General features: G+C 38.0%; 12 protein-coding genes. 3 read left to right on the top strand and 9 right to left on the bottom strand.

Features of this window, described 5'->3' with window-relative positions; translation table 11 throughout:
- Positions 1–54 precede the first annotated feature (54 nt).
- Entirely contained in the window at positions 55–696 is a 642-nt protein-coding gene (locus tag BFL01S_RS03265) for a BMQ_0737 family morphogenetic spore coat protein (protein ID WP_138116876.1), read from the top strand.
- 43 nt (positions 697–739) lie between these two features.
- Here the strand turns inward: BFL01S_RS03265 and BFL01S_RS03260 are convergent, their stop codons facing one another.
- On the bottom strand, positions 740–1,453 hold the full coding sequence (locus BFL01S_RS03260; protein WP_061784854.1) for a glycosyltransferase: 714 nt from the start codon (positions 1,451–1,453) through the stop codon (positions 740–742).
- A 175-nt stretch (positions 1,454–1,628) separates the two neighbouring features.
- Here BFL01S_RS03260 and BFL01S_RS21360 point away from each other — a divergent pair, with 175 nt between their 5' ends.
- The gene (locus BFL01S_RS21360) at positions 1,629–3,356 is read left to right on the top strand and encodes a glycosyltransferase (RefSeq protein WP_082802687.1); all 1,728 of its coding nucleotides are present in this window, start codon (positions 1,629–1,631) and stop codon (positions 3,354–3,356) included.
- Positions 3,357–3,403: 47 nt separating this feature from the next.
- Here the strand turns inward: BFL01S_RS21360 and BFL01S_RS03250 are convergent, their stop codons facing one another.
- The gene (locus tag BFL01S_RS03250) at positions 3,404–3,814 is read right to left on the bottom strand and encodes a hypothetical protein (protein WP_061784853.1); all 411 of its coding nucleotides are present in this window, start codon (positions 3,812–3,814) and stop codon (positions 3,404–3,406) included.
- Between the two features lie 155 nt (positions 3,815–3,969).
- Here BFL01S_RS03250 and BFL01S_RS20955 point away from each other — a divergent pair, with 155 nt between their 5' ends.
- Positions 3,970–5,766: a glycosyltransferase gene (locus tag BFL01S_RS20955; protein WP_235859194.1), complete on the top strand. Its 1,797-nt coding sequence runs from the start codon at positions 3,970–3,972 to the stop codon at positions 5,764–5,766.
- An 86-nt stretch (positions 5,767–5,852) separates the two neighbouring features.
- Here the strand turns inward: BFL01S_RS20955 and BFL01S_RS03235 are convergent, their stop codons facing one another.
- The 7 genes from BFL01S_RS03235 to wecB all read right to left on the bottom strand — a co-directional run bounded on the left by BFL01S_RS03235 (position 5,853) and on the right by wecB (position 13,478).
- Positions 5,853–6,695 carry a sugar ABC transporter permease gene (locus BFL01S_RS03235; protein ID WP_025910245.1) on the bottom strand — a complete coding sequence of 281 codons (843 nt, stop codon included), beginning with the start codon at positions 6,693–6,695 and terminating at the stop codon, positions 5,853–5,855.
- A 2-nt stretch (positions 6,696–6,697) separates the two neighbouring features.
- The gene (locus BFL01S_RS03230; RefSeq protein ID WP_025910244.1) at positions 6,698–8,008 is read right to left on the bottom strand and encodes a carbohydrate ABC transporter permease; all 1,311 of its coding nucleotides are present in this window, start codon (positions 8,006–8,008) and stop codon (positions 6,698–6,700) included.
- 130 nt (positions 8,009–8,138) lie between these two features.
- Positions 8,139–9,410: a sugar ABC transporter substrate-binding protein gene (locus tag BFL01S_RS03225; protein WP_025910242.1), complete on the bottom strand. Its 1,272-nt coding sequence runs from the start codon at positions 9,408–9,410 to the stop codon at positions 8,139–8,141.
- A gap of 282 nt (positions 9,411–9,692) precedes the next feature.
- On the bottom strand, positions 9,693–10,583 hold the full coding sequence (locus tag BFL01S_RS03220; protein WP_025910100.1) for an NAD-dependent epimerase/dehydratase family protein: 891 nt from the start codon (positions 10,581–10,583) through the stop codon (positions 9,693–9,695).
- Positions 10,580–11,407, bottom strand: a complete 828-nt coding sequence (locus BFL01S_RS03215) for a dTDP-4-dehydrorhamnose reductase family protein (RefSeq protein WP_025910098.1) — start codon at positions 11,405–11,407, stop codon at positions 10,580–10,582. The genes BFL01S_RS03220 and BFL01S_RS03215 overlap by 4 nt, the downstream gene beginning before the upstream one ends.
- Positions 11,408–12,394, bottom strand: coding sequence for a polysaccharide biosynthesis protein (locus tag BFL01S_RS03210; protein ID WP_061784852.1), 987 nt, complete (start codon positions 12,392–12,394; stop codon positions 11,408–11,410).
- Positions 12,387–13,478: a non-hydrolyzing UDP-N-acetylglucosamine 2-epimerase gene (wecB, locus tag BFL01S_RS03205; protein ID WP_061784851.1), complete on the bottom strand. Its 1,092-nt coding sequence runs from the start codon at positions 13,476–13,478 to the stop codon at positions 12,387–12,389. The genes BFL01S_RS03210 and wecB overlap by 8 nt, the downstream gene beginning before the upstream one ends.
- Positions 13,479–13,582 lie beyond the last annotated feature (104 nt).

Genomic DNA, 13,582 nt, shown 5'->3' with positions numbered 1-13,582 from the left:
CACACTTTCTATAGGAACTTGAGTATACTAACTCATAGATTCTACTAGAAAGGAATGAATATAACAGTGTCATCCTCTCACCAAACTCATTGTGTAAATGCATTTCACCTTTATGATTGGGTACAAAAAAAGTACGAGGGTGAGCTAGACGTCTTCAAAAGCGATGGAACCGATGAAATTATTAACGGCATTAATTTATGCGAACTTCTGTTACAGCGCAATCGCTTTTTTATTGAAGCTATGATTGTAGATGAAAATGGATGTCCAACCTCACCAGAACGAGGCATTACTACGACTGAACTAACCAACTCAATGATGCGTACGAAAAAGAAAGTAAATGACGAAGATAATTGCTCCTCTCTTTATCGGGCAGTCATGCAAAAACAAGGACGTTATGTGCTTAAGCTAGTTGATCAAACAACTGGTCAAATTTGTCGATCTAACCCCATTCCCTTTACCATTCAAGAAACCGTATACCTTTATGCACCGACAGGTACAACTGTTCAAAGTGACGTGACAAGCGTCGAGTTTACCGTAACTCCTTCATGCATAAACCGTGAGCAAGAGCTTCGCGTAGAAGTAAGCATTTGTCAAAACGTAACAAGTGGTTGCAGTAAAACCATCCAACTCGAAGGTGCTTACATTCATCCAAGAGAAGAACTTCAATCCAGTCATTGTAAACATAGCCACTATTAACATAATTAAAAGCACTGTTTCGTACTCTGAAACAGTGCTCTTTTTATTTAGCTTGTTCTTGTGCAATCACTTGCTGTATGGAATCTTTATGAGCAGCTTTCACACGTTTTACTTCCTTTTTAATAGTTCGCGCATGCTGCATAGTTCCCATCTTCTCATGAATTCTATAGTATAGAAGCGGCTCATCAATATAGTAAACAGAAAACTGTTCGATAATTCTCAGCCACATATCATAATCATGCGTATACGGTAAGGTTTCATCAAATATCCCTACCCGGTCGAATACTTCTTTTTTAATCATAACGCTACAGCCGTTAATAAAATTACCTTTGCTCATCTCTTTTAGTATCTGAAGTCGAGTAGGGTAGTAAATACCGATTCCTCTAGACGTAATTGCCCCTACCTTATTAATTAAATGATAATTTGTATAGGAAAAAGACGCGTTAGTTTTAAGCATGTATGCCAGCTGATTTTCAATTTTATTTGTGGAGTACATATCATCTGAACTTAACCAACAAATATAATCTCCGGTCGCACGACTCAGCCCCATGTTTAATGCGCTAGCCGTCCCTCCGTTTCCCTTTTCAATGTAAATGATTCGATCTAAGTAAGGGGTAATTTTCTCATAGTGTTCAGTGGACCCATCGTTGATTACAATAACTTCAATGTGTGGATACGTTTGCTTAAACACACTATCAAGTGCTTGATCGATGTAGGCACAGTTATAAAAAGGGATAATAATTGATACTTTTTTCACTATCTAAACTCCTCCTTTCCATTAACGTATGAACCAATACTAAATCCGTGCTTATTGAGAGTTTTTATGTCAAATGAACATAAACTCCCCCTCTAACATATATGTATAAAATAGCATAAATGAAATGGAAACATATGCTTATATGTAAAATTTAAAAAAGAGGAGGTCCTTTCCAATGCTTCACTCTTCTTACGCATCATTTTCAGGTAGTGAACAACTTAAAGCAGACCCACCGACTTCTGTTCCTATTTCGAATACATTTACGATTGAATTTTGGGTACGCCCTTCAAAGGAACAGTTTCTTGAAAACGAGGCTCGCTCAGGTATATCTACCTTTAAAAACCAGCCGTTTGTCATTGCGCCTGATGATGACCAAGTTCTCAACAATACTGAAGCGTCCGTTGCCATTTCCGTTGGAACGAACGGCATCTCTATTTATGAAGTGGGGAAAAATCATTTTACACCAACGCTTGTCTTTCCTTGTGTAGTGGAAGAATGGACGCACCTTGCACTCGTTTATCACAATCGTATTCCTTCTCTGTATATTAATGGAAAATTTGTCAAAAAAGGAATTTTAAGCCGTCGAAGAAAAATCGTTCCACATTTTTGTTTCGGTGGCCATCCTTCATATGGCTACTTCCAAGGTGATTTACAAGAGGTTAGGCTTTGGAACATCGTACGAACAGAACCGTTTATCCAAGCCTTTTTCAAAAAAACGATTGAACATGTAGAAGATCATATGATTAGGTACTGGCCACTTTGTAAAGAAACAACTGCTCAGCCTGTCATTAAAGCATCCTTTCCTACTACAGTAACACCCGTAGACTCAGATAGAAAAAAACTATTATTTACGTTTTATATTCCAAGCGGTGGCGTTGAAACGCTAAATCGACAGCGCTTTTACGCTTTGTCTGAATCAGATATCCAATGTGATTTTTTATATACGCAGTCTGGAACTGGTCTGCAAAACAAAGTAAACGCTTCTGTCTTTGTGACAAATGAAGATGTAAAAATAAAAGAAATTATTTCAAAAGGACGCTATGACGCTATTATTGTTAATACAGATTATCTTCTTTTAAAAAGGTTGAGACATTTAGGTTATAAGGGGCATTTGATTTATGAAGTGCAAGGATTAGGAACGGATAAAGAGTACACAAATGCTTATTTGAAAGGGGATGCGCATTCTTATATTAAAAACTATAGCGATGCCATTCTATATCCTAACACCCCTCATCTTATCAATGCTTTTCAGCAATACTTCTCTTCAAAATCACAGTTTTGCTTTCATAACTGTTTTGATACAAAGCAATTTCATTATCAACCGCTACCAAAGCATCCTACACCAATTATCGGATGGGTAGGAAGGCTTGAGGATAATAAAAACTGGCGTGATTTCCTTCGCATTGGAGCTGATATTATAAAACATTCTTCTGATATCAAGCTTTGGATGTTCGAAGACAATACGCTTTCAACTCCAGCTGAACGTGAAGCGTTTGAGCGTTTGCTTGACCAGCTCAACCTTAGAAGTCATTTAACTATTTACGCCAATCAACCTCATGCCAAAATGGCAGAGTATTTTTCAACCATTGGGGATTCTGGAGGATTTTTATGCTCAACTTCTAAAGTAGAAGGTTTCGGCTATGCTGTATTAGAAGCCATGGTATGTAGATGCCCCGTTTTATCAACGGATTCTGACGGTGTCAAAAGCTTTATTATTCATAATCAAACAGGAAAATTTTTCACCCTAGGTAATATTGAGGAAGCAATCAGAGAAGGCATCGAGCTTCTTACAGATAAAGCTTTGCGTGAAACTATCCGAAATCAAGGTATTACGCATATTATTCAGCATTTTTCACCGCAGGAATATGCGGTTCACTTTAAACAAATGCTCTCTCAGCTTTAAAAAACCCCTTCTATCCGCCAAATGTTAACGAATAGAAAGCGTTCATATTATGAAACAGGGCCAATTGTAGTTCCAGTAAACGTTAGAGGACCGGTAACACGAGCTTGTGTTAGGAGCGGATTTAACGACTCAGCAGTAATCGTGTACGCATGATAGCCAACAGGAGCATTTGCATCTACAATTTGAAATGTAGCAAGTCGAATTTCATTTACTGCCAGCGTGCTTACCTGAACAGATCCGATAATACCACCGTCACGTAACACATTAACTAAGATGTTTGGTAACCCTAAGAAAGAGCGAATACCAACGGTCCCTTCTAACAAAACATTGGAACCAGAACGAGGAACAGCTAGTCCGAATTCAGCTAAAACAACAGTTCCTCTAGTCGGAATGACTCGATCTAAACTATTATTAAAGTTACTTGGCACGCTTGCACTAAAGTCATCAATAGGTCTCAATTTATTCTCCCCCTAAATTAAAATATACTTACATTTTATTATATGAATTTTGTCTAAAAGTGCTTGGACAATAAAACTATTTTTCAACTGTTTTATTCTTTCAAATTTTATAACAAGCCTTTCATTTTAAGCATGAAAGAAAGAAGGGATTTAAAATGGAAAAAGTATCAATTATTATTCCTTTTTATAATTGTTCCTATGTTAATCAGGCAATTGAAAGCGCACTTGGACAAACGTACCCAAACATCGAAGTGGTTGTGGTAAATGACGGATCAACGATGCATACTGAAAAAATCACGCCTTATTTAAATCAAATTCGCTATGTAGAAAAGCAAAACGGAGGAACTGCCAGCGCTTTAAACATGGGTATTCAGCACGCAACGGGCGAATATTTTGCATGGCTTAGCTCGGATGATTTGTTTGTTCATGATAAAGTAGAAAAGCAGCTAAACTTTATGAAAGCACATAACGCTTATATTAGTCATTCAAACTATGCACTTATTAATAACAACAGTGAAGTAACTGTGCCTTTAGCCGGTGTTTATTTTGACCGCAAGCTAGATTTTATTGAACATCTTCAAATTGGATGTAGCATTAACGGCTGTACAATCATGATGAAAATGGAGGTATTCACTACGCTTGGCTTATTTAATGAAGCTCTTCGATTTACCCAAGATTATGATTACTGGCTGCGCTGCGTTCCTGCTTATGAGTTTTATTACCTTAATGAACCGCTTGTTCACTACCGCGTGCATGATGAGATGGGAACAAAAAAACATACGTCGGAAATTGATCTTGAAGTAAAAGCAGTTCAAGAAGCTCATCGTCCCGTGTTAGCCAACATGGTAAATCTTGAAAAGAATTCATCTGCTCAGGCTAACTCTTTAACAACTCAATCTTTAAATACGCCTTTAAACATTACGTTTCCTATTTTAACGCTGTGCAAAGGTGGCGCTCAGCGCATGCTTGCTGATATTAGTAACGGCCTTGTTGATTTAGGGCATAATGTAACCATTTTAATGCCTCCACAAGGTGACATAGAGTATGACGTAAAAGCAAAGATTACAAGGACTCTTGGTGCTGTGATAACGGAGCAAGACTATCCCAACAGTGACTTAATTATCTCAAACTTCTACTCAACCGTTCCGTCTGCTGCAGCTGCAAGCGCTCAAGGAAAAGGCGTTCACGCGCGCTTTAGCTTGAGCTACGAGCCCGTGTTTCTTCCTAAACAAAGCGTTTCTTTTCAGTCTTACAATACAACACCCTATTTGCTTGTCATCTCACGGTATCAGCAAGAATTAATCTCGTTACTTCATGGGATTAAAGGTGAACATATTCCTATTTATGTCAACCCTAACTTTTCAAAGCTTTCACTCTCTAATAAAAGAAAACCGTTCACCATCTCTGCTATTGTGAGAATACCAGAAGGCGGATATTCTTGGCAGCGGGATCAGGATTATTTAATTGAGCAACTAAAGGTTGTCAAAAAACAGTTTCCAAGTGTACGAATTAACCTGATTTGTCCACCAAATGAGTTTGCTCAGTCTCCTACTCTACAAGACTTGCGAAATAAGGAAGGCTTTTTATTTTATTCTCCAAAAGATGACTATGAACTGTGCGCTTATTACAACCGAGCAGATATTTTTGTTACTTCGTCCATTTATGAAACAGCTGTTTTACCGGGGCTTGAAGCAATGAAATGTGGTGCTGCAATCGTATGTGTCTATGCAGGTGGGAATACCGAATACGGTCGTCATGAAGAAACCTGCTTAATGTCTTATCGCTATGAAAATCGACTTGGGAAAGATATTAGCCGCTTAATTCAAGATTCTGCCCTACTTGCGAAGTTAAAAGTTAACGGACAGCAAGAAGCTGAAAAGTGGCAGCTCTCAAACAGCGTCGCAGCGTTTGAAAAAGCATGCTATTCCTTTTTACAAGATGCACACAAATAAACAGGCACATTTCACTGTGCCTGTTTATTTGTGTTGATGTTCATATAAGGAAGCTGTGCATTCCTATACGATTAAGATTCATATAATTATCCCTTTGTCCCTCCGGCTGTTAAGCCTGAGATAAAGTACTTTTGACAAACTAGGAATAAAAGAGCAATCGGAACGGCAATGAGTACAGACCCTGCCGCAAAAGCTGTAAACTGATTTCCGAATTGTCTTGAAATCATATCATATAAACCAACTGCCAGCGTGTAATTTTCGCCTGAACGAAGCAATACCTTTGCTAAAATGAAATCTCCAAACGGAGCTGTAAACGTAAATAATGCAATAACAGCAATGATTGGTTTGGCTAATGGCATAACGATTTGGAAAAAGATACGAAGATGCCCAGCTCCGTCCATCTTTGCGGACTCATCTAGCTCTTTTGGAATCGTATCTAAATACCCTTTCATTAACCATGTATTCATTGGAATAGCTCCACCTACATAGATTAAAATTAACCCAAGGTGTGTATCAATTAACTTTGTAACCGTCGCAAGCACAAAAATAGCAATTAATGCTGCAAAGTTTGGAATCATTTGTAACACCAAAAACGTTAATAATCCATTTTTTCTTCCAACAAATCGATAGCGAGAAAATGAATAGGCAGTTAGGCTAACTAAAATAAGAGATAAAATCATTGTTGAGATACTAATTTTCAACGAGTTCGCATACCAAATTAAATAATTACTTTGGCTCGTATCAAATAGAGCTGCATAGTGCTTGAACGTAGCATTTTCCGGAAACATTTTTGAACCAGACAGGCTATCTCCGGGATTTAAAGACGAACCAATAATCCAAAGAATTGGATATAAGATAATGGCAAACATAACTAGTACAACTGCGTATGATAAAGTGAGACGAATGGTTTTTTTTGTTTTTATACTCATAGTTACATCATATCCTCTTCTTGGAATGATTTTGTGCGCTTAAATTGCCATAGCGCCACAGTGATAACAATCACTGACAATAACATTGTAATGGCTGCAGCTTTTCCATATTGCTGAGTCGTCATCGTCAGCTTATAAATCCATGATATTAGAATATCTGTACTTCCAGCTGTTTGACCTGATACCGCAGGTCCACCAGCATTAAATAAGTAAATCACGTTAAAGTTGTTAAAGTTAAACGTGTACTGGGTAATTAAAATTGGTGCCGTTGCAAAAAGAACAAGCGGTAACGTAATTTTCATGAATTTTTGAACAGCCGTTGCCCCATCTACAGTTGCCGCTTCGTACAACTCCTCTGGAATTGATTGAAGCACACCTGTTGTCATTGCGAAGATAAATGGAAATCCTAACCATGTCTGGATCATAATTAAAGCCACTCGGCTCCAAAGCGGTTCCGTCATCCAATTTATTCCTTCAATTCCTAAAAAAGCGAGGATGTCATTATTAATCGCTCCGAAGGTCTCGTTAAACATTCCTGCAAACACTAGGATGGAAACAAAGCCTGGTACTGCCCAAGGTAAAATAAATACAGTACGAATAATTGCTTTCCCTTTTAAATCTTTTTGATTAATTAAAATCGCTAAAAAGATGCCCAATGCTACTTGAAGGGTTGTTGCGCCAAATGTCCAAATTAACGTCCATGCAAACACGCTGATAAACGTTTCTCGCCAAATTGGCACCGTTGCCATATCAATAAAGTTCTTAAATCCTACCCAATCGACAAGCTTTGCTGGCGGTGAGTGGTAGAGATCATAGTTTGTAAATGCTAATAAAATAACAAACAAAATTGGAAAAATGACAACAAAAACAAGAAGAACAAAACCTGGTGAAATCATGAGATACGGAAATCCGTTATCTAGTAAATTGTGATATTGCTCTTTTACCGTACTGATACGTAGTCCTAAATCACGCTTCTCTCCGTTTTTATAGGCATCACGTAAGTTAAAAACATAAAACCCGAGTGCAAACACGAGTAAAATAACGGACAAGATTCCGTATACTAGCAAAAAGATTGAATGGTCTCGCGGCAGCACTTCACCAAGTGTCACAAGTCCCCATAAACCAATGTTCAAAAAATCTTTAAATACAACAACGAAGGAAATAGTAAGTAAAAGAAACAACATTCCTTTTAGAATTTGACGATTATATAGCTGACCTAACCCGGGGATGATTGATAATCCTAACGCTATTTTACGATGGTTGCTACCTTGAAATGTTTGCTCGGGCTGATTTTCAGCATGTTTTAGCTCCATGTATGGCCTCTCCTTTTCATTCTAAATAAGCAAAATAGTAAGTCTTTTCATAGCGCAAACGCTTGCCTTATTAGTAAGGAAAGAGTACCCCTGAAGAATCAAAGGTACTTCTTTCCTTAAACAGATTGATTTATTTACCGCTGTGGTTTGCTTTGATGTTTTCTTCAATTGTTTTACGTGCTTCATCTAGAGCTTTTTTAGAATCTGCTTTACCCGTGATAACGGTTTGAACTGCGCTTTGCATTGGAGGCCAAACTTCTGACATTTCAGGAATTGACGGCATCGGTACTGCATCTTGAGATTGCATAGCAACTGCAGAAGCTAACTCATTGTCTTTAATAATTGGATCTTCAAGCAATGCTGTATTTGGTGGAATTTCTTGTGTTAACTCAAAGCGTTTCTTTGCATTCTCATCGTTTGTGATATGGTCAATAAATTTTTCAGCCCATTCTTTATTAGTTGAGAATGATGTAACGTTCCAACCTTTTACACCCATAAACGTTTTAACTGGTTCACCGTTTGGTAACTTTGGCATTGGAGCGGCACCAATATCAATTCCCGCTGCTTTATAGCCTTGGAAAGACCATGCACCATTCATAACAGAAGCTACTTTACCTTCGTTAAATAGACCGTCTAATGCGCTACCACCATTTTCTCCAATAATACCATTCGGTAACAGCTTGTCTTGGTACCAAGTGTTGATGTAGTCAACTGCTTCAACCGCTTCAGCATTGTTGACACCCAAGTCTTTTGTATCAAATGAACCGTCTTTTTCACCGAATACGTAACCACCGTAACCACTTAGGAAACCATGTGCAAAGTAATAGTTATCCAGTAGCGCTAAAAAGCCATACTTCCCGTCTTTTGTGAAGTCTTCTGAAAAGGCTTTAAGTTCGTCCATTGTTTTTGGAGCCTCTTTCATAAACGCTTTATTATACACAAGTACTGGCGTTTCCGTTGCTTTTGGTAAACCGTAAAGCTTGCCGTCAAACGTCATTGCATCAATTGATGATTCACTAAAGCGAGATGTTGTCTCATCTGAAGTAGTTGTCAACTCTGCAAGCAACCCTTTTGTAACAGCTGGACCGATGTTATCATGAGGAATTGTTACAACGTCTGGAGCTGTTCCGGCAGGCCCGTCCAATGCTAGCTGCTCCTGAATTTTTGTTGTTTCTACTTCTTTATACTCAATTTTAATACCATGTTCTTTTTCAAAACTTTTAATTGCATAGTCTAGTGCTGGTCCTTTATCTTTATCTTCCCAAACAACTAGCTTTTCTGGTTTTTCTCCCCCACTCCCAGATCCTGGTGTCGTGCTTGTTGCGCCTTCTTCTGGACCACATGCTGCTAACATACCTACTGTTAGCGCTGAAGTCATGAAAACTGATAACGCTTTCTTCATTTTAACCCCTCCGTTGACCTATTATGTTTGACTTGTGCAACCGCTTGTACAACTCCCTAAAAATAGAACGCTTTCATTTTATAGCGAAAACGTTTGCACAATCTACAATCTCTATTATACTTACAATCAACCATTTGACAACTACTCTTTTTCATATTTTTATGGAAAACCAAACTTTATTTTCAATATTGATTATTTACACTCCCCTCCTTATAAAAAGAAAAGCTGCCTTTTTAGACAGCTTTCTTTTGTTTATTGATTTATATGAAAACGTGTACTACTTTAATCCTTGGTTTGTCGATGAAATGTCAGAATATCTAAAAGCGATTTCTCAAGCGAATAGTTTGGTTTCCAGCCTATAAGTTGAAGGGGTGACGTATCTGGTATTAAGAAAGGTTCACTGTTCGCTTCATCATTCGTAATCTGGAAATCTACGTGAGCAAGCGTTCTCAGCATAGAGGCAACTTCTTTTAATGAATAGCAGACAGAGGAGGCGATTTCATAAACTGCCTTCCTTTGACCAAATAAGAATAAATGTTCATATGCTGCAACAGCGTCTCTCACATCAATAAAATTGCGCCTGGCTTCTAAATTGCTAATGTGAAGCTCTTTCTTTTCATCGCCTTTTTCCATAGCAGCAATTTTTTTGGCAAAAATCGAACAAACACCGTTGGAATGCCCAGGTCCAATTAAATTTGAAGGCTTTGCAATAACCACATCGAGATTATAGAGCTTTGCCCATGCCTCTGAGACTAGAATCTGCATCGTTTTTGAAAAGCTATATGGATGAGTCAATGTTGAACTATCTGAAGGATTATACTGGAGCGCGGATCCGGCTACTACAATTCGAGCAGTAGGCACTTTTTTTCTCACTGCTTCTAATAAATGAAGCGTTCCAATTACATTGCTGTTAACGTAAGATAAAGGCTGTTCCCATGAGCTACCGACATGATTTTGACCAGCAAGGTGGAGAATATAATGAGGATTTGCGTCTTCAACGAGCTTCATGACCTGGTCTTCGTTTTCTAAATCACAGCTAACTACGCTTGCACCTTCACAAGACATTTCCTTGCGCATTGCAGCAGTTACTTCATAGTCTTTTTTCATAAAATGCACGACTGCGTGCTTCCCTGTAAAACCGCTTGCTCCGGTAATAAGGATGCGCTTTCTCATTGCTTTTGAATCCAATCTTTCATCTCTTCCAGCATGACTCGGTAAGTAGGCGGCGTGTAAATATGGTCTATTCGCGTATTTTTAATGGTGCGATCCAACACAAATACTTCATCTTCTTCAATCGTAACATCATCTTTTTGAAACACTTCTTTCATGAGCTGAAGAAGGTCGAATTTGGAAATTTTCGGCTCGGTTGCAAGATGATAAAGTCCCGTCACGTCCTGTTGAATAAACACTTCAATTGCCTTAGCAAGCTCTATTGTTGTGACACCGTTCCATAGCGCTCGCTTATAGCCTTTGATTTTTCCAGTTTGCTTCATAAACCATAGAAATAGGCCAATTCCGTCGGTTTTTAACTCAGGTCCAATGATTGAAGTTCGAACCGTTAGGTGCTTATCGCTAATAATTTCACCTAACTGCTTGGATTGAGCATAAATGGATGTCCCGTCAGGAGCATCACTTTCCGTATAGTTGCCTTTGTCCCCTAAAAAGACGCAATCTGTACTAATATGAATAAGCTTCCCTTGGTAGCGCTCCGTTAATTTTACAAGCTGATGGGGAAGAACGCTATTAACGTGGAAAGCAAGTTTACTATGCTGCTCCGCATGATGATTTAAAATACCAATACAGTTAATCGTAATATCCGGCTTTTCTTGTTCCATTAACTTTTCAAGATCAGTTGCGTTTGTTACATCAACATACAATCCTTCTTTGTCATCTAAATCCCTTGATGTATAGACTACTTCGTACTGAGGTTTTTGCTTAAAATAAGAAGTGATAACGTGACCAGCCATTCCTTTTCCACCAAGGATTAGTATTTTCATTTAGATAAACCGTCCTTTCTCTAACATCTCTTTAATTTCTTCCTTCGTCATTAACTCTTTGCTAGAATTATAGTTCACAAGGTTCACAGGCTTAAAGTTTGCATAATGCTCTTTTAGACCTGGAATATGAATTGGCGGTAAGATGACAAAATATTCTTCATCATAAGCAATCGTTGTTGTGCTTTCGTATTCCGACAGAAGCAATTCGTGAATTTTTTCACCAGGACGAATGCCTAGTATTTCGATATCGACATTTTCTTTGTTTGAAGCATCGATTAACACATAAGCAAGGTCAATGATTTTGCATGTTGGCATTTTCATAACGAAAATCTCACCGCCAAGGCTTTCAAATGTTGCTTTAAAGACAAGCTTGATTGCATCTTCTAGCGTTAAGAAAAAGCGCGTCATGTCTAAATCAGTAATTCCTACTTTTCCTTTTTCTTGAATTTGCTTTTTAAATACGTGAATAACGCTTCCGTTTGTTCCAAGTACGTTTCCACCGCGAATGCATACAAATTTTGTCTTCGTGTTTAGTGTATTCGCATGAATAATTAAACGTTCGCCCATGGCCTTTGAAAGCCCATAGAAATTCGATGGATTCGCCGCTTTATCAGTTGAAATGTAAATTACGCGCTTCACATTACAAATGATGGCTGCATCAATAACGTTTTGCGTACCGTGTACGTTTGTTTTTAATGCTTCTAACGGCTGATCTTCACAGACGGGAACATGTTTTAAAGCTGCAAGATGAAACACATAATCCACGCCTTGGCATGCTTCAATCAATGAATCTTTTTCTTTAATATCCCCTATTAAAAATTGAAGCTTTGGATTGTTGTCAAACTCTTGCTTCATTGTAAATTGACTGGATTCATTGCGTGAAATAATTCTAATTTCCTTTGGGTCAAGCGTTAATAACTGCCTTACTAATTCGTATCCCCATGAGCCTGTGCCACCTGTAACTAAAATCGTTTGGTTTTTAAACACTGTTAAGACCTCCTAAAATTACTTTTATTACTTTATCTGAAACATCCGGATGATCGTAGCCTTCCGGGTAAGACCATCTATTTGACTGATTTACCATGACTTTGACGCAGTTTACAATTTGATCCCCGTTTAAGCCTGATAGCATGTTGCTTCCACAATCAATCGTTTCAGGACGTTCTGTTGTTTTTCGAACCGTTACTGTTGGAACATGAAACAAGCAACATTCTTCCTGAACGGTACCGCTATCTGTTAAAACACAAAGCGCATTTTTTTCAAGCTTCACAAAGTCAAAAAAGCCGAATGGTTCATGAAACTCAACAAGTGGATGAATTTGAAGAGAAGGATGCTTATCAATGCGTGATTTTGTTCGTGGATGAATGCTGCAAATCATACGTTTTTGAAATGATTCGGCCACTTTATTAAGACCATTCATAATTTCAACTAAACGGTCTTCATAATCAACATTTTCAGCACGATGTATCGTGACTAAGAAATAATCATTTTTTTTGATGCTTAGTGCTTCTAAAATAGAACTTGCGTTAATTTGAAGAGCGTAATGGTTTAACACTTCAAAAATAGGATTTCCAGAAACCACAATTCGGTTCTTTGGAACACCTTCTCGAATAAGATTTTCTTTACTTTGAGGAGTATAAGGAAGGTTAATGCTTGAAATGGCGTCAATTACTTTTCTATTCTTTTCCTCGGGTACTTCGAGATCAAAGCAACGATTTCCAGCTTCCATATGCATCACTGTAATTCCCATACGTTCTGCTAGAATTGCACTTAGTCCGCTATTTGTATCACCCAACACCAAAACTTTATCAGGCTTTTCTTTCAAAAAAATTGCTTCTAACTGAGCATACATTGTTGAAAGTTGCTGTCCTAACGTGGCTTGCTGATTAGCAAGCACGTAGTTTGGCTTTCTAACCTGTAACTCTTGAAAAAATACGTCGCTAAGGGAAGCGGTAAAATTTTGACCTGTATGAACTAAAATATGCTTAGTTGCATAGCGGTCTAATTTGTCAATAATCAAACTTAGACGTATAATTTCAGGCCTCGTACCTAAAATGGTCATCACTTTCATTCTCTACACATCCTATACATAGTTTAGACTCCGTCTTTGCTGTATCCTCTTATTACTCTATGCTGGGAAGTAAGACTTGCTATAGGCGAGATTATTATCTTTAT

It is taken from the genome of Priestia flexa NBRC 15715 (assembly GCF_001591565.1).
GTDB lineage: Bacteria > Bacillota > Bacilli > Bacillales > Bacillaceae_H > Priestia > Priestia flexa.
Note: the sequence above shows the minus strand (reverse complement) of the source record. Positions and strands in the feature narration are given on the sequence as shown.

What these genes read in the sequence shown, in the direction of transcription:
- BFL01S_RS03265 (WP_138116876.1), top strand. Translation starts at nt 55, where the DNA reads ATGAATATAACAGTGTCATCCTCTCACCAAACTCATTGTGTAAATGCA.
- BFL01S_RS21360 (WP_082802687.1), top strand. Translation starts at nt 1,629, where the DNA reads ATGCTTCACTCTTCTTACGCATCATTTTCAGGTAGTGAACAACTTAAA.
- BFL01S_RS20955 (WP_235859194.1), top strand. Translation starts at nt 3,970, where the DNA reads ATGGAAAAAGTATCAATTATTATTCCTTTTTATAATTGTTCCTATGTT.
- BFL01S_RS03235 (WP_025910245.1), bottom strand. Translation starts at nt 6,695, where the DNA reads ATGAGTATAAAAACAAAAAAAACCATTCGTCTCACTTTATCATACGCA.
- BFL01S_RS03230 (WP_025910244.1), bottom strand. Translation starts at nt 8,008, where the DNA reads ATGGAGCTAAAACATGCTGAAAATCAGCCCGAGCAAACATTTCAAGGT.
- BFL01S_RS03225 (WP_025910242.1), bottom strand. Translation starts at nt 9,410, where the DNA reads ATGAAGAAAGCGTTATCAGTTTTCATGACTTCAGCGCTAACAGTAGGT.
- BFL01S_RS03220 (WP_025910100.1), bottom strand. Translation starts at nt 10,583, where the DNA reads ATGAGAAAGCGCATCCTTATTACCGGAGCAAGCGGTTTTACAGGGAAG.
- BFL01S_RS03215 (WP_025910098.1), bottom strand. Translation starts at nt 11,407, where the DNA reads ATGAAAATACTAATCCTTGGTGGAAAAGGAATGGCTGGTCACGTTATC.
- wecB (WP_061784851.1), bottom strand. Translation starts at nt 13,478, where the DNA reads ATGAAAGTGATGACCATTTTAGGTACGAGGCCTGAAATTATACGTCTA.